Here is a 19,165-nt window from a genome sequence, read left to right as displayed (position 1 = left end):
GGCGGTACAGCCGCCCCGAGCGCCGGTGAACGACCCGGACCCCGTAGTCTCGTCCCTTGTGAGTACGCGCGCGGCACCGGCACATCGGGACAGTGATCAGGTCGTGTGTGCCGTGCGCGGGCTGACCAAGACCTATCCGGCCGTACGGGGCCGGCGCGGGACCCCCGGAACGCCCGAGGTGCGGGCCACCGACGACGTGCGGCTGGAGGTGCGGCGCGGTGAGATCTTCGGGCTGCTCGGCCCGAACGGGGCCGGGAAGACCTCCCTCGTACGGCAGCTCACGGGGCTGATGCGGCCCGACACCGGCAGCGTGGAGATCCTCGGGCACGACATCGTGCGCCACCCGGAGCGTGCCGCGCGGATCCTCGCGTATCTCGGGCAGGAGTCCACCGCCCTCGACGAACTCACCGTGTCGCTCGCCGCCGAGACCACCGGACGGCTGCGCGGGCTCGACGTGCGCCGGGCGCGGGCCGAACGGGACGCCGTACTGGACGAACTGGGGCTCACGCCGATCGCCGGGCGGCCGCTGAAGAAGCTGTCCGGCGGGCAGCGGCGGCTCGCCTGTTTCGCGGCCGCGCTCGTGGGGGAGCGGCCGCTGCTCGTGCTCGACGAGCCGACCACCGGCATGGACCCCGTGGCCCGGCGGGCCGTGTGGGGCGCCGTCGACCGGCGGCGGGCCGAGCACGGGACCACCGTCCTGCTCGTCACCCACAACGTCATCGAGGCCGAGACCGTCCTCGACCGGGTCGCCGTCCTCGACCAGGGGCGGGTCATCGCCTGCGACAGCCCGGCCGGGCTCAAGGAGCAGGTCGCGGGCGAGGTGCGGGTCGAGCTGGTGTGGCGGGAGCGCCCGCCGCTGGACGTGCCCGAGGTGGCCGCGCTGCGTGACCGCGTCGTCGAGTCCGGGCGCCGCTGGACGCTGCGTCTCGCCCCCGAGGAGGCGCGCGCGGTCGTCGCCACCGTCACCGGCGGGGCCGCCTTCGCCGCCCTCGACGACTTCACGCTCGCCACGCCCAGCCTGGAGGATGTGTACCTGGCGCTGGGCGGCGCCGCGCGGCAGGGGTTGGTGAGGGCGTGAGCACGCAGGCCGCCGCTTCCGTACCGAACGGGGCGAGCGCCGGAGTGAACCAGAGTGAAGGGGAGCAGCGCGACGTGAGTGTCGTACCCGCCGAGGTTCTGCCGGGCGGCGCCCGGGCCGTGGAGGAGCCGGGCCGGGAAGCGGCCGAGCTCGGGCCGCGCGCGCGGCTCTGGCCGGCGCTGGCGGCCGTGTACCGGGCGCAGCTGTCCCGGGCCCGGGTCGCGCGGATCCCGCTGCTGTTCGTGGCGACCTTCCAGTCGATCGGCATCCTGATCATGATGCGGGGGGTCGTGGACGGTGGCAGCGAGGCGGAGTCGGTGGTGGCCGGCTCGTCCGTCCTCGTCGTCGCCTTCGTCGCGCTGAACCTGCTCGCCCAGTACTTCGGGCAGCTGCGGTCCAGCGGCGGTCTGGACCACTACGCGACCCTTCCGGTGCCGCCCGCCGCGGTCGTGCTGGGCGCGGCGGGCGCGTACGCGTCCTTCACCGTGCCGGGGACCGTGGTCACCGCTGTCTTCGGATGCGTGCTCTTCGGGTTGCCCATGGGCAACCTCTGGATTCTCGTCGCGGTGATCCCGCTCGCCGGGGCAGCGCTCGCCGGGCTCGGCGCCGCGTTCGGGCTGCTCGCGCCGCGGCCCGAACTGGCCACCGTGCTCGGGCAGCTGGGCATGTCGGCGGCACTGCTGCTCGGCGTGCTGCCGGCCGACCGCATGCCGGAGGTCGTGCGGTTCGCGCGGGACCTGCTGCCGTCGACGTACGGCGTGGAGGCCTATGCGCGGACCTTCGGGGGACACCCCGACTGGGCCTTCGTCCTCGGTGACCTGGCCGTGTGCGCGCTCGTCGGCGTCGTTTCGCTGGCCGTCGCCACCTGGGCGTATCGCCGGGCTGCCGTCCGGTGACGCGCCGCACAGCCGGGCCTGGCACGATGGCAGGGTGACCGCACCGCTGACTCCGCCTCCGCCGCCGCACGAACAGTCCCCGCACGACGCGTGGCCGCCTTCACCCGGTGCGTACAGCGGGGTGGTTCCCGCCCCGCACGTCGGCTTGTACGGACAGGACGGGCCCGGGATGAAGACCGAGGCGATCGAAGCCGCCGTCGTCACGCTGGTGCTCGCGGTCACCGGGGCGCTGCTCGGGGTGCTGTGGTGGTGGCTGGCGCCGCACGTGCCGCTGGTCGGCGACTCGTCGGACGGGAGCTGGGTCGTCTACCTCAAGGACACCGAGGGGGAGCAGGCGATCGGCGTGGACGGAACGTTCACGCTGCTGGCGCTGGCCTTCGGGGCCGTGAGCGCGCTCGGGGTGTTCCTGTGGCGGCGACGCGGGGGTGTGCCGCTGGTGGTGGCGCTGGGCGTCGGGGGGCTGCTCGGGTCGCTGCTGGCATGGCGGGTCGGGGTGTGGCTCGGGCCCACGTCGGACGTGATCGCGCACGCCAAGGCGGTGGGCAAGGGCGTGACGTTCTCCGCGCCGCTGAAGCTGGGCGCGAAGGGGGCGTTGCTGGCGTGGCCGCTCGCCGGGCTGGTGGTCCATATGGGGCTGACGGCACTGTTCGGGCCCCGGGACCCGGATCCGTACCAGCAGTCGTACGGGGCGCCGCAGGCGTAGGGGGCGGCGCGCGCCGTGGTTGCGGCGAGGTGCTTTTCGCCCCCGCCGCCCCTGCCCGTTCCGTCCCTGGGGGCTGCCGCCCCCAGACCGGGCCACGGCTGAAACGGAAGGGCGCCGGAACTCGGAAGATCTCCTTCACGTCTTGCGTTCGGCGCGTCACTCAGCGGGCATCACCGCTTGTACGAAGGAACGAACCTGAGTAGCCGGGGAGGAATTGAATCCTCCCCCTCATGAATGAGGGGGATTCCTGGCTCAGGCGGCCTCTGGGAGCAGCGCTCCCGGGGGTCTTACGCCTTCGGCGCCAGCCGGGTTGAGACCAGCCCGGATAAGCATCACGCGGGCGGAGTTCTTGTCTCTGGGGGAGACGGTTCCGCACGCGGTGCAGGTATACGTTCGTTCCGACAGCGGCAGTGCGTGCTTGGCTCTCGCTCCGCAGTGCGCGCAGTCCATCGTGGTGTGGGCCGGGTGCACCAGGTGCACGATTCGGCCGTGCTTGCGGGCCATCTCGGTCAGCGCCCGTTTGGTGGCGCCGATTGCCGCGTCAGCGGCCTTGCGGGCCATCGTCGACTTCGCAAGGAACTTCGGCCTGAAGTCCTCGACGGCGATGGCGTCGTGATCGGCCACGACCTTCTTCGCCCACTTGCGGCCGGTGTCCTGACGCTGCCGGGCGATCTTCGCGTAGGTCTTCGCCCGCCACTTCTTCGCCTCCCGGTAGCCCTTCGATCCGGCCTGCCCCTTCTTCGGCTTGCGCCGGGCCATCATGCGGTCGTACCGCGACAGCCCAGCCTGGGCCTTCTTCCCGTGCTGCGCATGGGGGAGGTCGTGGGCGTCGGACGTGGTGGTCGCGGTCTCCTTCACGCCCCAGTCGACACCGATCACCCGGCCGGTCTGCGGCAGCGGCCGGACCTCGGCGGGGATGACAAAGCTCGCGTACCAGTGACCGATGCTGTCCTGGTACACGCGTACCGAGGAGGGTTCGGCGGGCAGGTCCCGCGACCACACAAGCGTCAGGACGATGCCCCCGGCCAGGTGCAGACGGCCGTCCTTCAGACGGAACCCGCGCTTCGTATAGTTCAGGCTCGGCAGGGCCTCGCGCTTCTTCTTCCACCTCGGCATCCCGGCCCGCTGCCGCGCAGGAAGGCGCTCGCGGATGTCCTTCTGCGCCTTCGCCCTGGACTTCCCGAAGTCGCGGATGATCTGCTGCTGCGGCACCGAGCTGCCTTCACACAGCCAAGGAGTACGGGCACGGGCTGCGGTCAGCATCTTGTCGAGCTGTGCCGGACCGCACGTCGTCCTGCCGACGCCCTCGGGCAGGGTCTTGTTCCGGGCGTGGACCTGCCGGGACGTGGCCACACTCTCGTTCCATACCCACCGGCACCGGCACCACTCGCCCATCAGCGCGGCCAGTGCGGTGGACGACACCCGCAGCCGGAACGTCCACCGGGCGTGCCCGGCTTCCTCCTCTGCGACCACCCCCACTCCCGCCACACCGCCACCCCCTCCACGACCCTCGGACCGAAAGCCCACGGCCCTCCGACGCCTCGTGACGAGACCGTACGTGCGATAGCCGCACGCCCGTAGCCCGATCGCGCGATCACCACTCCAACCGGCGGCTACCGGCACACGCGTTCGCATTCCCTGGCTCCCCCGGCAGCCATGCGGACGCCCCTCACCCACGGACCAGAGACGGCTGCGCTCCGCGCCGCAACACCGGGATGCGATTTCTCCCCGGCGTTTCCGGGGCATCCTCGCAAGAAGGAGGTGAAGAACCGTGACCGAGGGGGCCGGCATCCGCACCGGGGACCCGCCGGAGGACCTGACCGCCGCCGAGGAGGGCATGTGGGAGGCCTTCCGCACCGGCACCGTGTACGACCTGAGCAGCGGGGACGCCGTCGTCGACGATCCGCATGGCGGGCATCCCTGGGGGCCCGAGCGGACCGTGCGGGCCCGCATTCTCGCCTGGCTGCTCCTGGACGGGCCGCCCGCGTTGGCGGGGCGCGTGTCGTCGCTGAAGCTGACCGGTGTGCAGATCAGCGGCGTGCTGGACCTCGCGGGCGGCACGGTGGTGCCGTACGTCGAGCTGAAGGACTGCCGCTTCGAGCGGGAGGTGCTGCTGCCGGAGGCCCGGTTCACGACCGTCCGCCTGGTGGACTGCTCGGTGCCGCGGCTGGAGGCGGCCCGGGTGCACACCGAGGGTGACCTGCACCTGCCGCGCTGCCGCTTCCACAACGGGGTCCGGCTCACCGACGCGCACATCGGCACGGATCTGCTGCTCAACCAGGCGATCGTCTACCGGGACCGCAGTGGCCGCTCGATCGCCGCCGACGGCATGTCGGTCGGGCAGGATCTGCAGGCCGAGCTCCTCGAGTCGCACGGCGAGCTGAGCCTGCGCGGCGCGACGGTGGGCGTCTCGCTGAGCCTGCGCGGCGCACGGCTGTTCAACCCGTACACACGGCTCGCCCTGAACGCGCCCCAGCTGACCGTCGGGCGCACCCTGTACCTGACCCCCGCGGGCGTCGGCGCCCAGGTGCTGAGCGGGGCGACCCCGCCGCAGGGCACGCGCGTGCAGCGGTTCGAGTGCCGGGGCGGGGTGCGGCTGGACGACGGGCGGTTCGGGGACGCCATCGACCTCGAACGGGCCCGGTTCGTCCTCACCGACGACCAGGCACTGTCGCTGCTGCGCGTGCAGACTCCGGAGCTGCGCTTCCTCGGGGAGCAACCGCAGCGCGGCAAGGTCGTGCTGTCGGGCGCGCGGATCGTCAACCTCGTCGACCGGGCGGCCAGCTGGCCGGGCCCGGGCAACCTGCACATGGGCGGCTTCTCGTACGAGAACCTCGTGCCGCACGGCCCCTTCCCGCTGACCGAGCGGCTGGAGTGGGTGGCCGCGGCGACCGCCGAGTACAACCCGGAGCCGTACGAGCGGCTGGCGACCGTGCTGCGCGCCGGCGGCGAGGACGAGGACGCCCGCGAGGTGCTCCTCGCCAAGCAGCGCCACCGCCGGGAGACCCTGCCGCCGGCCGCCAAGCTCTGGGGGTACGCGCAGGACTGGACGGTCGCCTACGGCTACCGGCCGGGCCGGGCCGCGGTGTGGATGGCCGTGCTGTGGGCGGCGGGAACGCTCGCCTTCGCCCACGCGGGCCGCCCTCCGGTCAACGGCGGCGGGCACCCGGAGTGGGACCCGGCGCTGTTCGCCCTGGACCTGCTGCTGCCGGTCGTCGACCTGGGGCAGCTCGGCCAGTGGCAGCTCAGCAGCGGCCGGCAGTGGCTGGCCGCGGCGATGATCCTGCTCGGCTGGGTCCTGGCGACGACGGTGGCGACGGGGGCCACGCGGATGCTGCGGCGGAGCTAGCCCTGAACCAGGCGGGGCCGCCGGCAGGCCTTACCCTCGGTAGGCGCACAGCCATTCGATAGTTGAGCGATCGTCACGTTTTACTCGTCCTTGACCACGCGGCGTACAACTTTCCGTAGGTTCTGTGGAGCCACTGGCGCGCCTTCGACCTGCGCCTTTTCAATGGTCGAACCATGGCTGTGCTGCCCCCCTTCATCCGTGGGTCGCGGATGAGAATCACCGACCCCCACCCCGTCGCCGAGCCTCCGGCCGACGACGACGAGGTGCTTCTCGACGCGCCCGACGAACGTCTGGGGCCGGCGCTGGTCGCCGCCGCGCGGGGCGAGCACGAGCCGGCCGCAAAGCTGCTCGCCACCACCCGCGAGCACGCCGAATGGGAGGACCGCGACCGGTACGCGGTGCGCCTGGCGTCCTTCGCCCATTCCCGCGGCGAGTGGCTGGAGAACTGGCGCGCCACCGCGCCGTACGACCCGGACGTGCTGCTGGTCGGGGCCCAGCTGGCCGTGGACCGTGCCTGGGAGTCCCCGGCGCGGGCCGAGCTGCTGCGGACCGTGAGCCCGTCGATCACCGCCGCCGCGCGCAGCGACGACCGCGACCCGGTGCCGTGGCGGGTGGCGCTGGACCACGCGCGCGGCGCGCGTGCCGGGCACCGGTACTTCGAGGAGCTGTGGGAGGCGGCGGTCCGCCGTGCTCCGCACCACTACGGCTGCCATGTGGCGGCCCTGAAGTACCTCGCGGGCGCCTGGCACGGCTCCCACCGCGAATGTTTCGACTTCGCCGAGCCGGCCGCGCAGGACGCGCCGCCCGGCTCGCTCGTCCAGGCCCTGCCGCTGCAGGCGGCCTTCGCCTATCTGACCGACGGATGCGGCCCCGAGGTGCCGCGCGAGCGGCTGGACGCGGCCGCCGACCGCGCGATCGCGCTGTCCGCCCGGTACCCGGCGAGCGACCCCTGGCCTGCGGAGCTCCGCAACCTCGCGGCCTACGTCCTGGTACGCCTCGAACGCTGGTCCGACGCCCAGGAACAGCTGCGGCTGACCGGCCCGTACGCCACGTCCTTCCCCTGGGACCGGGTCTCGGACGATCCGCTGGGACGGTTCCTGGAGGTGCGCGACGGCGTCCGCAGGGCAGTGGCCGGGGAGCCTCCGCGGCATCCACGGAGTGGGCACGGCGACCATGCCCACTCCCCGGCCCATTAGGCTTCTGCGCCGTGACCACCGTCCGGCTTCCGCTCTTCCCCCTGAACTCGGTGCTGTTCCCCGGGCTCGTCCTGCCGCTCAACATCTTCGAGGAGCGCTATCGCGCCATGATGCGCGAGTTGCTGAAGACCCCCGAGGACGAACCGCGCCGGTTCGCCGTCGTGACCATCCGCGACGGCCACGAGGTGGCGCTCAGCGCGCCGGGCATGCCGGACCCGACGGCGGTGCCCGAGCGCGGGGCGGCCGCGGGCTTCGGCGCGGACCCGCTGAAGGCGTTCCACGGCATCGGCTGCATCGCCGACGCGGCGACCGTCCGGGAGCGGGCGGACGGCACCTTCGAGGTGCTGGCGACGGGCACGACCCGGGTGCGGCTGCTGTCGGTGGACGCGTCGGGCCCGTTCCTGACGGCCGAGCTGGAGGAGCTGCCGGAGGAGCCCGGCGACGAGGCGGGGGCACTGGCCGAGGGCGTACTGCGTGCCTTCCGGCAGTACCAGAAGCGTCTGGCGGGCGCCCGGGAGCGGTCCCTGACGACGGGCGCGGACCTGCCCGACGAGCCCTCCGTGGTGTCGTACCTGGTGGCGGCGGCGATGATGCTGGACACGCCGACCAAGCAGCGCCTGCTCCAGGCCCCCGACACGGCGTCCCGGCTCCGGGACGAGCTGAAACTCCTTCGCTCGGAGACGGCCATCATCCGTAGTCTGCCGTCGCTGCCCGCGTCGGAGCTGACGCGCGGCCCGACGAGTCTCAACTGACGTACGACCCCGAGGAACCAGCCGGTATGGCGAAGAAGGCGAAGAAGCAGCAGCAGTCGGCAGGCACGCCCGCGACGGTGGCACTGACCGCGGCGGGCGTGGACTACACGGTCCACGCCTATGACCACGACCCGTCCCACCCGTCCTACGGCGAGGAGGCCGCCGAGGCGATGGGTGTCTCCCCCGACCGCGTCTTCAAGACGCTGGTGGCGGACGTGGACGGCGCGCTGACGGTGGCCGTGGTCCCGGTGGCGGGCCAGCTCGACCTGAAGGCGCTGGCGTCGGCGGTCGGCGGCAAGCGGGCGGCGATGGCGGACCCGGCCCTGGCGGAACGCACCACGGGCTACGTCCGCGGCGGCATCTCCCCGCTCGGCCAGCGCAAGAAGCTCCGCACGGTCCTGGATGACTCGGCCACCGCCCACGCCACGATCTGCGTCTCCGCGGGCCGCCGCGGCCTGGAGGTCGAACTGTCCCCCACCGCCCTCGCGGGCCTCACAGGCGCGGTGCTGGCCCCCATCGGGCGGGCGTGACCTAGGTTTTTCAGCCCGTTCGGCGTTTGGGTCTTTCAGCCCGTCCGGCGTTTGAGGGCGAGGCCGTACAGGCCGAAGCGGGTGCCGTGGCCGGGGTTCTGTATCAGCCATTGATACGCGCGAACGACGCCCGATCCCGGTCTGAGAGAATTGACGGCGTGATCTCCCGAATCGATCTGCGCGGCGACGCCCTCCCCGAGGGCCCCGCCCTGCGCGACCTGCTGCCCCGAGCCGACTTCGACGTTCAGGCCGCCCTGGAGAAGGTGCGTCCGATCTGCGAAGCCGTGCATCATCGGGGCGACGCGGCGTTGATCGACTTCGCCGAGAAGTTCGACGGCGTACGCCTGGAATCCGTACGGGTCCCGGCGCAGGCGATCAGCGACGCGCTGGAGCAGCTCGACCCGGCCGTGCGCGCGGCCCTGGAGGAGTCCATCCGCCGCGCCCGGCTCGTCCACCGCGAGCAGCGCCGTACGACGCACACCACGCAGGTCGTGCCCGGCGGCTCGGTGACCGAGAAGTGGGTGCCGGTCGATCGGGTGGGGCTCTACGCTCCCGGCGGCCGGTCGGTCTACCCGTCCTCCGTGGTCATGAACGTCGTACCGGCGCAGGAGGCCGGCGTCGAGTCGATCGCGCTCGCCTCCCCGGCCCAGGCCGACTTCGGCGGGCTGCCGCACCCGACGATCCTCGCCGCGTGCGCGCTGCTCGGCGTCGACGAGGTGTACGCGGCCGGCGGCGCCACCGCCGTCGCGATGTTCGCGCACGGCACCGAGTCCTGCCCGCCCGCCGACATGGTCACCGGCCCCGGCAACATCTGGGTCGCCGCCGCCAAGCGCTACTACACCGGCAAGATCGGCATCGACGCCGAGGCCGGCCCGACCGAGATCGCGATCCTCGCGGACTCCACGGCCGACCCGGTGCACGTCGCCGCCGACCTGATCAGCCAAGCCGAGCACGACCCGCTCGCGGCCGCCGTCCTCGTCACCGACTCCGTCGAACTGGCGGACGCGGTGGAGAAGGAGCTGGAGCCGCAGGTCGCGGCCACCAAGCACGTCGACGACCGGATCGTCCCGGCCCTCGAGGGCAAGCAGTCCGCGATCGTGCTCGTCGACGGCGTCGACGAGGGCCTGCGGGTGGTCGACGCCTACGGCGCCGAGCACCTGGAGATCCAGACGGCCGACCCGACCGCCGTGGCCGACCGGGTGAGGAACGCGGGCGCGATCTTCATCGGCCCCTGGGCGCCGGTCTCGCTGGGCGACTACGCGGCCGGCTCCAACCACGTCCTGCCCACCGGCGGCTGCGCCTGCCACTCCTCGGGCCTGTCCGTCCAGTCCTTCCTGCGCGGCATCCACATCGTCGACTACACGAAGGACGCGCTGGCCGAGGTCGCGCATCACGTGGTGACGCTGGCGGAGGCGGAGGACCTGCCGGCGCACGGCGCGGCGGTCAAGGCGCGGTTCGGATGGAAGGTTCCTGAGAGCAAGTGACCGGCATCGACGATCTCCCCGTACGCGACGAGCTGCGCGGCAAGTCCCCCTACGGCGCGCCCCAGCTCGACGTCCCCGTACGGCTGAACACCAACGAGAACCCGTACCCGCTGCCCGAGCCGCTGGTCGAGCGGATCGCCGAGCGGGTGCGCGAGGCGGCCCGGGACCTCAACCGCTACCCGGACCGGGACGCCGTCGAGCTGCGCACGCAGCTCGCCAAGTACCTCACGGACGCCTCCGGTTACGAGGTGGGCCTCGCCAACGTCTGGGCCGCCAACGGCTCCAACGAGGTCATCCAGCAGCTGCTGCAGACCTTCGGCGGGCCGGGCCGTACGGCGATCGGCTTCGAGCCGTCGTACTCGATGCACGCGCTCATCGCGCGCGGCACGGGCACGGGCTGGATCTCGGGCCCGCGCAACGAGGACTTCACGATCGACCTCGCCGCCGCCGAGCAGGCCATCGCGGAGAACCGGCCGGACGTCGTCTTCATCACGACCCCCAACAACCCCACGGGCAACGCGGTCCCGCGTGAGACGGTCCTCGCGCTGTACGAGGCCGCGCAGGCGGCCAAGCCGTCGATGGTGGTCGTGGACGAGGCGTACATCGAGTTCAGCCACGGCGACTCGCTGCTGCCGCTGATCGAGGGACGGCCGAATCTCGTCGTCTCGCGCACGATGTCGAAGGCCTTCGGCGCGGCGGGGCTGCGCCTCGGCTATCTCGCCGCGCACCCGGCGGTCGTGGACGCGGTCCAGCTCGTACGGCTGCCGTACCACCTGTCCGCCGTCGCGCAGGCGACCGCCCTGGCGGCCCTGGAGCACACCGACACACTGCTGAAGTACGTGGAGCAGCTGAAGGCGGAGCGGGACCGGCTGGTCGCCGAGCTGGGGTCCATCGGCTACGAGGTCACCGAGTCCGACGCGAACTTCGTGCAGTTCGGGCGGTTCGAGGACTCCCACACTGCCTGGCAGAAGATCCTCGACCGGGGTGTCCTGGTCCGGGACAACGGCGTACCGGGGTGGCTGCGGGTCACCGCCGGAACCCCGGAAGAGAACGACGCGTTCCTCGACGCGGTACGTGAGTTGAAGAAGGAGCTGAACGCATGAACCGCGTAGGACGCGTGGAACGTACGACCAAGGAGACCGCCGTCCTGGTCGAGATCGACCTCGACGGAACCGGGAAGACGGACATCTCCACCGGCGTCGGCTTCTACGACCACATGCTGGACCAGCTCGGCCGGCACGGTCTGTTCGACCTGACCGTGAAGACCGAGGGCGACCTGCACATCGACTCGCACCACACCATCGAGGACACCGCCCTCGCGCTCGGCGCCGCCTTCAAGCAGGCGCTCGGCGACAAGGTGGGGATCTACCGGTTCGGCAACTGCACGGTCCCGCTGGACGAGTCCCTCGCCCAGGTCACCGTCGACCTCTCCGGCCGCCCGTACCTCGTGCACACCGAGCCCGAGAAGATGGCGCCGATGATCGGCGAGTACGACACCACGATGACCCGGCACATCCTGGAGTCCTTCGTGGCCCAGGCCCAGATCGCGCTGCACGTGCACGTGCCGTACGGGCGCAACGCCCACCACATCGTGGAGTGCCAGTTCAAGGCGCTGGCGCGGGCGCTGCGCTACGCGAGCGAGCGCGACCCGCGCGCGGCCGGCATCCTTCCCTCCACGAAGGGTGCGCTGTAAACCCATGACCGGTCTGTCCAGCATCCTGATCGTCGTCGGGCTCTTCCTCCTCGGCGGCATCTACTCGTTCGTCAAGCAGCAGATGCCGAAGAGCCTCGTCGTGCTGCTCTCCATCGGTGCCGCGATGTGTCTCGTCGCGGGTGTCATGCGGCTGGAGGTGTGGAATTGAGCAACGCTTCGAAACAGGTGGTCGTCTTCGACTACGGCTTCGGTAACGTCCGCTCCGCCGAGCGGGCCCTCGCCCGCACCGGCGCGGACGTCGAGATCACCCGTGACTTCGACAAGGCCATGAACGCGGACGGCCTGCTGGTGCCGGGCGTCGGCGCCTTCGCCGCCTGCATGCAGGGCCTTCGTGAAGCGCGCGGCGACTGGATCATCGACCGCCGCCTCTCCGGCGGCCGCCCGGTGATGGGCATCTGTGTCGGCATGCAGATCCTGTTCGCGCGGGGCATCGAGCACGGCGTGGAGACCGAGGGCCTCGACGAGTGGCCCGGCTCGGTCGAGCCGCTCCAGGCCGAGATCGTGCCCCACATGGGCTGGAACACCGTGGAGGCGCCGGCCGGCTCCGAGCTGTTCGCCGGGCTGGACGCGGACGCGCGCTTCTACTTCGTGCACTCCTACGCCGTCCACGACTGGTCTCTCGAAGTGCACAACCCGGCCATGCGCGCCCCCAAGGTGACCTGGTCGACGCACGGCAAGCCCTTCGTGGCCGCCGTGGAGAACGGTGCCCTGTGGGCCACACAGTTCCACCCCGAGAAGTCCGGCGACGCCGGAGCGCAGCTGCTGAACAACTGGATCGGAACCCTCTGATGGCTTCGAAGCTCGAACTCCTCCCCGCCGTCGACGTCCGCGACGGCCAGGCCGTCCGCCTGGTGCACGGCGAGTCCGGTACGGAGACCTCCTACGGCTCCCCGCTGGAGGCCGCCCTCGCCTGGCAGCGCGCGGGCGCCGAGTGGCTGCACCTCGTCGACCTGGACGCCGCCTTCGGGACGGGTGACAACCGGGCGCTGATCGGCGAGGTCGCGAAGGCGATGGACATCAAGGTGGAGCTGTCCGGCGGCATCCGCGACGACGACACCCTGGCCGCCGCGCTCGCCACCGGCTGCACCCGGGTGAACCTCGGCACCGCGGCCCTGGAGACCCCGGAGTGGGTCGCCAAGGTCATCGCCGAGCACGGCGACAAGATCGCGGTGGGCCTCGACGTACGCGGTACGACCCTGCGCGGCCGCGGCTGGACCCGCGACGGCGGCGACCTCTACGAGACGCTGGAGCGCCTCGACAAGGAGGGCTGCGCGCGGTACGTCGTCACCGACATCGCCAAGGACGGCACGCTCCAGGGCCCGAACCTGGAACTGCTGCGCAACGTGTGTGCGGCGACGGACCGCCCGGTCGTGGCCTCCGGCGGCGTGTCGTCGCTGGACGACCTGCGGGCCATCGCCGAGCTGGTACCCCTCGGTGTCGAGGGCTCCATCGTCGGGAAGGCCCTGTACGCGAAGGCGTTCACCCTGGAAGAGGCCTTGGAGGCTGTGTCGTGAGCGATGCCGTGCGGCGCGTGCAGAGCGGAAGTCCCTGGGAGGAGTCCTTCGGTTTCGCACGCGCCGTCGCGGCGGGCGACCGCGTCCTGGTGGCGGGCACGACGTCCTTCAAGGGCAGCGTGCTGTACGGGGAGGGCGACCCGTACGAGCAGGCCAAGGTGGCCTTCACCAGCGCGGTCGAGGCGATCGGTGAGTTCGGACTCGGTATCGAGTCCGTGGTGCGTACCCGGATGTACCTGACCCATGCGCGGGACGTGGACGCCGCGGGCCGGGCCCACAAGGAGCTCTTCGACCTGGTGCGCCCGGTCTCGACGCTGCTGGTCGTGGAGGGGTTCGTCGACCCCCGCATCCTGGTCGAAGTGGAACTGGAAGCCTTCCGAGGCTAGGAAAATCAGAGGAGCCGTGGATTCATGACCCTGGCGGTTCGAGTCATCCCCTGCCTGGACGTGGACAACGGCCGGGTCGTCAAGGGTGTCAACTTCCAGAACCTGCGCGACGCGGGCGACCCCGTCGAGATGGCCAAGGTGTACGACGCCGAGGGCGCCGACGAGCTGACGTTCCTGGACATCACCGCGTCGTCGGGCAACCGCGAGACCACGTACGACGTGGTGCGCCGTACGGCCGAGCAGGTGTTCATCCCGCTGACGGTCGGCGGCGGTGTCCGTACGGCCGAGGACGTGGACAAGCTGCTGCGGGCCGGTGCCGACAAGGTGGGCGTGAACACGGCGGCCATCGCCCGGCCCGAGCTGATACGTGAGATCGCGGAGCGCTTCGGCCGGCAGGTCCTGGTGCTGTCGGTCGACGCACGCCGGACGCCGTCCGGGAGCTTCGAGGTGACGACGCACGGTGGCCGCAACGGCACCGGCATCGACGCCGTCGAGTGGGCGCACCGGGCCGCGGAGCTGGGCGCCGGCGAGATCCTGCTGAACTCGATGGACGCGGACGGCACGAAGGACGGCTACGACCTGGAGATGATCGCGGCCGTCCGCAAGCACGTGACGGTTCCGGTGATCGCCTCCGGCGGCGCCGGCAAGCTCGGCGACTTCCCGCCGGCCGTCGCGGCGGGGGCGGACGCCGTGCTCGCGGCCTCCGTCTTCCACTTCGGGGATCTGCGGATCGGAGAGGTGAAGCAGTCGTTGCGGGAGGCGGGTCACCCGGTGCGGTGACGCCGCGCTCGGTCTGAGCCCCGGTCACTGGGTGGCCGGGGCTTCTCTCCGGCCGGATACGAAAGGGAAGTTGCGCAAAATTTATTGCGCAACTTTCCTTTCGTATCTACGGTGGAGTGCATGACAGCCGAGGGGAGCCGTCCCATCACGGACGTGGGCACGCTCAAAGCACTGGCGCACCCGCTGCGGATGAAGCTCTACCGAGGGTTGTGCGTGGCGGAGAAGGCGACCGCGTCACAGCTCGCCGAGCAGGTCGACGAGGCCGTCTCACTGGTCAGCTACCACCTGCGCAAGCTCGCCGAGCACGGCCTGATCGAGGAGGCCGAACCGCAGAGCGCGGACGGCCGGGAGCGGTGGTGGCAGCCCTCCTCGGAGGGCGTGAGCATCCGCGACCAGGACTTTCGCGACGCGCCCGAACGGGCCGCCGCGCACCTGGCGGCCACCCGGCTCTTCCACGAGCAGCGCGCGGAGATGTACCGCCGCTACCTCGACGAACGCTCGACGTGGGGCCAGGAGTGGAATGCCGCCGCCCCCGACAGCGAGTCACTGTTCCGGCTGACGTCGGCGGAACTGGACGAGCTCCGCCAGGAGCTGATCGCCCTCGTCAGAAAGTACGACGAGAAGAGCCGGGCGGCCGAAGCCGCCGGCGACACCCAGGGGCGCGAGAACGTCGCCCTGCACGTGTACGGATTCCCGTTCCGCTTCTGAGAGGACCAGGTCCCGTGACCGCCATGCTCATACCCCCGGCGACCGCCGTCACCGCCGACCGCCCCGCCCATCGCGACCCGAACGTGCTGCGCTGGCTCGGTGCCTACGCCTCCTCGATGGTGGGCGACAGCGTCTACTACATCGCCCTGTCCTGGGCCGCCGTACAAGCCGGTTCGCCCTCGCAGGCGGGGCTGGTGATGTCGGTCAGCGCGCTGCCCCGGGCCCTGCTCATGCTGGGCGGGGGAGTGATCGCCGACCGGCTCGGACCGCGCCGGGTCGTGATCGGCAGCGACGCCGTGCGCTGCGTGGCGGTGCTGGGGGTGGCCGCGCTGGTGTTCCTCACCAGCCCCGGCCTGTGGCCGCTGGCCCTGCTGGCCCTGGTCTTCGGCGCCGTCGACGCCGTGTTCATGCCTGCCGTCGGCGCGCTCCCGGCGCGGATCACCGGCAAGGGCCAGCTGGCCCGCGTCCAGGGGATGCGCGGCCTGGCGATCCGCTTCGCCAACGTGGTCGGTGCCCCGCTCGGCGGCCTGTGCGTGGCGGTGGGCGGCGCGGCGGCCGCGTTCGGGCTCGCCGGGCTGCTGATCGCGGTGTCGGTGCCGCTGCTGCTCACCGTACGGGTCCGGGACCTGCCCGCGGGCGATGAGGCCGGAGCCGACGTCCGGAACCTGCCCGCGGACGATACCGCCGGAGCCGACGTCCGGGACCTCTCCGCGGGCGAAGAGGCCGGCGTCAGCCGCACCACCGCCTGGAGCGACCTGTCCGCCGGCCTGCGCTACATCCGCCACCACCGCGTCCTCGCCCCGCTGATGCTCGCCATCGCCCTCGGCGACTTCGGCTTCGTCGGCCCGCTCAACGTGGGCCTGACCCTGTTGGCCGACGAGCGCGGCTGGGGGGCCTCCGGCATGGGCTGGGTGCTCGCCGGGTTCGGCGTCGGCGCGGGGACCGTCTCACTGCTGCTGACCGTACGGGGCCGACTGCCGCACGCCGGCCTGGTCGCGGCCTACGCCATCCTCGCGGGCTCCGTCGCGATCGGCGCCCTCGCCTACGTCCCCGGCGTCGTCGCGGCCGTCGGCGTGGCCCTGCTCATCGGCCTGCTCGCCGGGCTCAGCGGCGCGATGTGCGGCGCCCTGCTGCAGACCCAGGCCGATCCCGCCTACCTCGGCCGCGTCACCGCCGTAGCCGGCCTGGTCAGCCTCGGCTTCGCCCCCCTGAGCATGCCCTTCGCCGCCGCCGCGATCCAGGCGTGGGGCACCGGCCCGGTGTTCGTCGTCAGCGCGGCGGTGTGCGGCCTCGGCGGCGTCGTCGCCCTGGGCGTCCGCGCCCTCCGCCAGGCGGAACTGCCGCACTGAACTCAGATACCCAGCTGCTTCGACCCGTACAGCGTGGCGATCGCGTCCTCCTCGCCCTCCAGGGCCACCTTTGCCGCGCTCTGCCGGCCGTAGAGGAACAGCAGCAGCTCCGACGGCTCGCCGGTCGCCGTCACCACCGGTGTACCGCGGTGGGCGACCGCTGTCTGGCCGTCCGGGCGGCGCAGGACCAGACCCGTGGGGGCGGTGCGGCCCATGAGGCGGGCGGTGCGCTCCATGCGGGACCAGAGGGCGTCCTGGAAGACCGGGTCGAGCTCGCGCAGTGCCCAGTCGGGCTGGGCGCGCCGGACGTCCTCCGTGTGGACGTAGAACTCGATCGTGTTGGACGCCTCGTCGATCTGCTTCAGCGAAAACGGCGAGAAGCGCGGCGGGCCGGTACGGATCAGCTGGATCAGCTCCTCGTACGGCTTGGCGGCGAACTCCTCCATCGTCCTGTCCAGGCGGGACGCGAGCTGCTTGATGAGGATGCCTCCGGCGGCGTCGGGCCGGCGCTCCCGCACCACCACATGCGCGGCCAGGTCGCGGGTCACCCAGCCCTCGCAGAGGGTGGGAGCCTCCGGACCGACGGTTTCCAAGAGGTCGGCGAGCAGGAGCCGTTCACGCTTGGCAAAGGTCGACATACCGTCAGCGTACGACCGGGGGAAGAGGTCCGCCCACCCGTCACCCGGCCACCGCCCCGCACCGGGGCTCCCCCGGTGCCGAACGCCGGGGGGACCCCCATCGCGCCGCCGCTATCCATTCAGTGGACGCCACGCCCTGTCTGTCAGTGCCGCGCGGCACAATGGCACCCATGACCAGCACGCCCGCGTCCAGCAACCTCGATCCCGGGATCGCCGCCCGCCTCAAGCGCAGCGCCGACGGACTCCTGCCCGCCATCGCCCAGCAGTACGACACCGGAGAGGTGCTGATGCTCGGCTGGATGGACGACGAGGCCCTGCACCGCACCCTGACCACCGGCCGCTGCACGTACTGGTCCCGCAGCCGCCAGGAGTACTGGGTCAAGGGCGACACCTCCGGCCACTTCCAGTGGGTCAGGTCCGTCGCCCTCGACTGCGACGCCGACACGCTTCTGGTCAAGGTCGACCAGGTCGGCGCCGCCTGCCACACCGGGGCACGCACCTGCTTCGACGAGGACGTGCTGCTCAAGGACGCCGATTCCGGCGTACCGGGCTCGGATCAGTAAGGTCAGCCGCCATGGACCTCGAGACGTTCCGCAAGCTGGCCACCGACCGCCGCGTCATTCCGGTCACCCGCAAGCTCCTCGCCGACGGCGACACCCCGGTCGCGCTCTACCGCAAGCTCGCCGCGGAGCGTCCCGGCACCTTCCTGCTGGAGTCCGCGGAGAACGGACGGTCCTGGTCCCGCTACTCCTTCGTCGGCGTCCGCAGCGCCGCCACCCTCACCGAGCGCGACGGCCGGGCCCACTGGCTCGGCACTCCGCCCGTGGGCGTCCCCGTCGACGGCGACCCGCTCGCCGCGCTGCGCGCCACCATCGAGGCCCTCCACACCCCCCACCAGGAGGGCCTGCCGCCCTTCACCGGCGGCATGGTCGGCTACCTCGGCTACGACATCGTCCGCCGTCTGGAGAAGATCGGCCCCGGCGAACGGGACGACCTGCGGCTCCCCGAGCTGACCATGCTCCTCACCAGCGACCTCGCCGTCATGGACCACTGGGAGGGCTCCGTCCTGTTGATCGCCAACGCGATCAACCACAACGACCTCGACACCGGCGTCGACGACGCCTACGCCGACGCCGTGGCCCGCCTGGACGCCATGGAGGCGGACCTCTCCCGCGCGGTCGTCCAGCCGCCCGCCGTGCTTCCGCCGTCCGAACTCCCCGAGTACAGCGCCCTGTGGGGCGGCGAGGACTTCCAGCGGGCCGTCGAGGACATCAAGGAGCGCATCCGCGCCGGCGAGGCCTTCCAGGTCGTACCGTCGCAGCGCTTCGAAACGCCGTGCACGGCAAGCGCGTTGGACGTCTACCGGGTGCTGCGGGCCACCAACCCCTCCCCGTACATGTACCTGTTCCGCTTCGACGGCTTCGATGTCGTCGGCTCGTCCCCCGAGGCCCTCGTCAAGGTCGAGGACGGGCGGGCCCTGGTCCACCCCATCGCCGGTACCCGGCACCGCGGGGCGACCCCGCAGGAGGACCAGGCCCTCGCCGACGAACTGCTCGCCGACCCCAAGGAGCGCGCCGAGCACCTGATGCTCGTCGACCTCGGACGCAACGACCTGGGGCGCGTCTGCGAGCCGGGCTCGGTCGAGGTCGTCGACTTCATGTCCGTCGAGCGGTATTCGCACGTGATGCACATCGTCTCCACGGTCACCGGACGGGTGGCGGCGGGCCGCACCGCCTTCGACGTCCTGACCGCCTGCTTCCCGGCGGGCACCCTGTCGGGCGCGCCCAAACCGCGCGCGATGCAGATCATCGACGAACTCGAGCCGTCCAGGCGGGGGCTGTACGGCGGCTGCGTCGGCTACCTCGACTTCGCGGGCGACTCCGACACCGCCATCGCCATCCGCACGGCCCTGCTGCGTGACGGCACCGCCTACGTCCAGGCCGGCGCCGGCATCGTCGCCGACTCCGACCCGGTCGCCGAGGACACCGAGTGCCGCAACAAGGCGGCGGCGGTGCTGCGCGCGGTGCACACGGCGAACCGGCTGGGCAAGTAGGACGCGTCTCATATGAACCCCGGGTGATGGTTCGC

At 71.9% G+C, this 19,165-nt stretch carries 21 protein-coding genes; 19 read left to right on the top strand and 2 right to left on the bottom strand.

Annotation, left to right across the window (positions count from 1 at the left end):
* The first annotated feature begins 103 nt into the window (after positions 1–103).
* The 3 genes from ACFY16_RS05160 (at position 104) to ACFY16_RS05150 (ending at position 2,677) form a co-directional block, all read left to right on the top strand.
* Positions 104–1,078 (top strand): ABC transporter ATP-binding protein, encoded by a 975-nt coding sequence (locus ACFY16_RS05160; RefSeq protein WP_390645686.1) that lies wholly within the window; start codon positions 104–106, stop codon positions 1,076–1,078.
* A gap of 74 nt (positions 1,079–1,152) precedes the next feature.
* Positions 1,153–1,974, top strand: a complete 822-nt coding sequence (locus tag ACFY16_RS05155) for an ABC transporter permease (protein WP_390645685.1) — start codon at positions 1,153–1,155, stop codon at positions 1,972–1,974.
* Between the two features lie 34 nt (positions 1,975–2,008).
* Positions 2,009–2,677, top strand: a complete 669-nt coding sequence (locus tag ACFY16_RS05150) for an AAA family ATPase (RefSeq protein WP_390645684.1) — start codon at positions 2,009–2,011, stop codon at positions 2,675–2,677.
* Positions 2,678–2,929: 252 nt separating this feature from the next.
* Here the strand turns inward: ACFY16_RS05150 and ACFY16_RS05145 are convergent, their stop codons facing one another.
* Positions 2,930–4,150, bottom strand: coding sequence for an RNA-guided endonuclease InsQ/TnpB family protein (locus ACFY16_RS05145; protein ID WP_390645683.1), 1,221 nt, complete (start codon positions 4,148–4,150; stop codon positions 2,930–2,932).
* 298 nt (positions 4,151–4,448) lie between these two features.
* Between ACFY16_RS05145 and ACFY16_RS05140 the strand changes: the two genes are divergently transcribed.
* The 14 genes from ACFY16_RS05140 (at position 4,449) to ACFY16_RS05075 (ending at position 16,439) form a co-directional block, all read left to right on the top strand.
* Positions 4,449–6,026 (top strand): oxidoreductase, encoded by a 1,578-nt coding sequence (locus ACFY16_RS05140; RefSeq protein ID WP_390645682.1) that lies wholly within the window; start codon positions 4,449–4,451, stop codon positions 6,024–6,026.
* A gap of 173 nt (positions 6,027–6,199) precedes the next feature.
* Entirely contained in the window at positions 6,200–7,222 is a 1,023-nt protein-coding gene (locus tag ACFY16_RS05135; protein WP_390645681.1) for a hypothetical protein, read from the top strand.
* Positions 7,223–7,233: 11 nt separating this feature from the next.
* The gene (locus ACFY16_RS05130) at positions 7,234–7,974 is read left to right on the top strand and encodes an LON peptidase substrate-binding domain-containing protein (protein ID WP_390645680.1); all 741 of its coding nucleotides are present in this window, start codon (positions 7,234–7,236) and stop codon (positions 7,972–7,974) included.
* 26 nt (positions 7,975–8,000) lie between these two features.
* Positions 8,001–8,504 (top strand): Cys-tRNA(Pro) deacylase, encoded by a 504-nt coding sequence (ybaK, locus tag ACFY16_RS05125; RefSeq protein ID WP_390645679.1) that lies wholly within the window; start codon positions 8,001–8,003, stop codon positions 8,502–8,504.
* Positions 8,505–8,662: 158 nt separating this feature from the next.
* Positions 8,663–9,988, top strand: a complete 1,326-nt coding sequence (gene hisD / locus ACFY16_RS05120; protein ID WP_390645678.1) for a histidinol dehydrogenase — start codon at positions 8,663–8,665, stop codon at positions 9,986–9,988.
* A complete protein-coding gene (locus ACFY16_RS05115; RefSeq protein WP_390645677.1) occupies positions 9,985–11,091 on the top strand; it encodes a histidinol-phosphate transaminase in 1,107 nt (368 codons plus the stop codon). The genes hisD and ACFY16_RS05115 overlap by 4 nt, the downstream gene beginning before the upstream one ends.
* Positions 11,088–11,681: an imidazoleglycerol-phosphate dehydratase HisB gene (gene hisB / locus ACFY16_RS05110; protein ID WP_390645676.1), complete on the top strand. Its 594-nt coding sequence runs from the start codon at positions 11,088–11,090 to the stop codon at positions 11,679–11,681. The genes ACFY16_RS05115 and hisB overlap by 4 nt, the downstream gene beginning before the upstream one ends.
* 4 nt (positions 11,682–11,685) lie before the next feature.
* Positions 11,686–11,850 (top strand): hypothetical protein, encoded by a 165-nt coding sequence (locus ACFY16_RS05105; RefSeq protein WP_390645675.1) that lies wholly within the window; start codon positions 11,686–11,688, stop codon positions 11,848–11,850.
* Entirely contained in the window at positions 11,841–12,491 is a 651-nt protein-coding gene (gene hisH, locus ACFY16_RS05100; protein ID WP_390645674.1) for an imidazole glycerol phosphate synthase subunit HisH, read from the top strand. The genes ACFY16_RS05105 and hisH overlap by 10 nt, the downstream gene beginning before the upstream one ends.
* Positions 12,491–13,216, top strand: coding sequence for a bifunctional 1-(5-phosphoribosyl)-5-((5-phosphoribosylamino)methylideneamino)imidazole-4-carboxamide isomerase/phosphoribosylanthranilate isomerase PriA (priA, locus tag ACFY16_RS05095; RefSeq protein ID WP_390645673.1), 726 nt, complete (start codon positions 12,491–12,493; stop codon positions 13,214–13,216). Before hisH ends, priA begins: the two co-directional genes overlap by 1 nt.
* Entirely contained in the window at positions 13,213–13,602 is a 390-nt protein-coding gene (locus ACFY16_RS05090) for a RidA family protein (protein ID WP_390645672.1), read from the top strand. Before priA ends, ACFY16_RS05090 begins: the two co-directional genes overlap by 4 nt.
* Before the next feature lie 24 nt (positions 13,603–13,626).
* Positions 13,627–14,382, top strand: coding sequence for an imidazole glycerol phosphate synthase subunit HisF (gene hisF, locus ACFY16_RS05085; protein WP_390645671.1), 756 nt, complete (start codon positions 13,627–13,629; stop codon positions 14,380–14,382).
* A 120-nt stretch (positions 14,383–14,502) separates the two neighbouring features.
* Positions 14,503–15,090, top strand: a complete 588-nt coding sequence (locus tag ACFY16_RS05080; protein ID WP_390645670.1) for an ArsR/SmtB family transcription factor — start codon at positions 14,503–14,505, stop codon at positions 15,088–15,090.
* A 23-nt stretch (positions 15,091–15,113) separates the two neighbouring features.
* Entirely contained in the window at positions 15,114–16,439 is a 1,326-nt protein-coding gene (locus tag ACFY16_RS05075; protein WP_390646097.1) for an MFS transporter, read from the top strand.
* A gap of 2 nt (positions 16,440–16,441) precedes the next feature.
* Here the strand turns inward: ACFY16_RS05075 and ACFY16_RS05070 are convergent, their stop codons facing one another.
* Positions 16,442–17,077 (bottom strand): TIGR03085 family metal-binding protein, encoded by a 636-nt coding sequence (locus ACFY16_RS05070; RefSeq protein WP_390645669.1) that lies wholly within the window; start codon positions 17,075–17,077, stop codon positions 16,442–16,444.
* 170 nt (positions 17,078–17,247) lie between these two features.
* Between ACFY16_RS05070 and hisI the strand changes: the two genes are divergently transcribed.
* Together hisI and ACFY16_RS05060 are read left to right on the top strand one after the other, a co-directional pair.
* Positions 17,248–17,640, top strand: coding sequence for a phosphoribosyl-AMP cyclohydrolase (gene hisI / locus ACFY16_RS05065; RefSeq protein WP_390645668.1), 393 nt, complete (start codon positions 17,248–17,250; stop codon positions 17,638–17,640).
* Positions 17,641–17,651: 11 nt separating this feature from the next.
* Positions 17,652–19,130, top strand: coding sequence for an anthranilate synthase component I (locus tag ACFY16_RS05060; RefSeq protein WP_390645667.1), 1,479 nt, complete (start codon positions 17,652–17,654; stop codon positions 19,128–19,130).
* The last annotated feature ends 35 nt before the right edge of the window (positions 19,131–19,165 follow it).

Source organism: Streptomyces sp. NPDC001315 (assembly GCF_042896175.1).
Taxonomy (GTDB): Bacteria; Actinomycetota; Actinomycetes; order Streptomycetales; family Streptomycetaceae; genus Streptomyces.
Note: the sequence above shows the minus strand (reverse complement) of the source record. Positions and strands in the feature narration are given on the sequence as shown.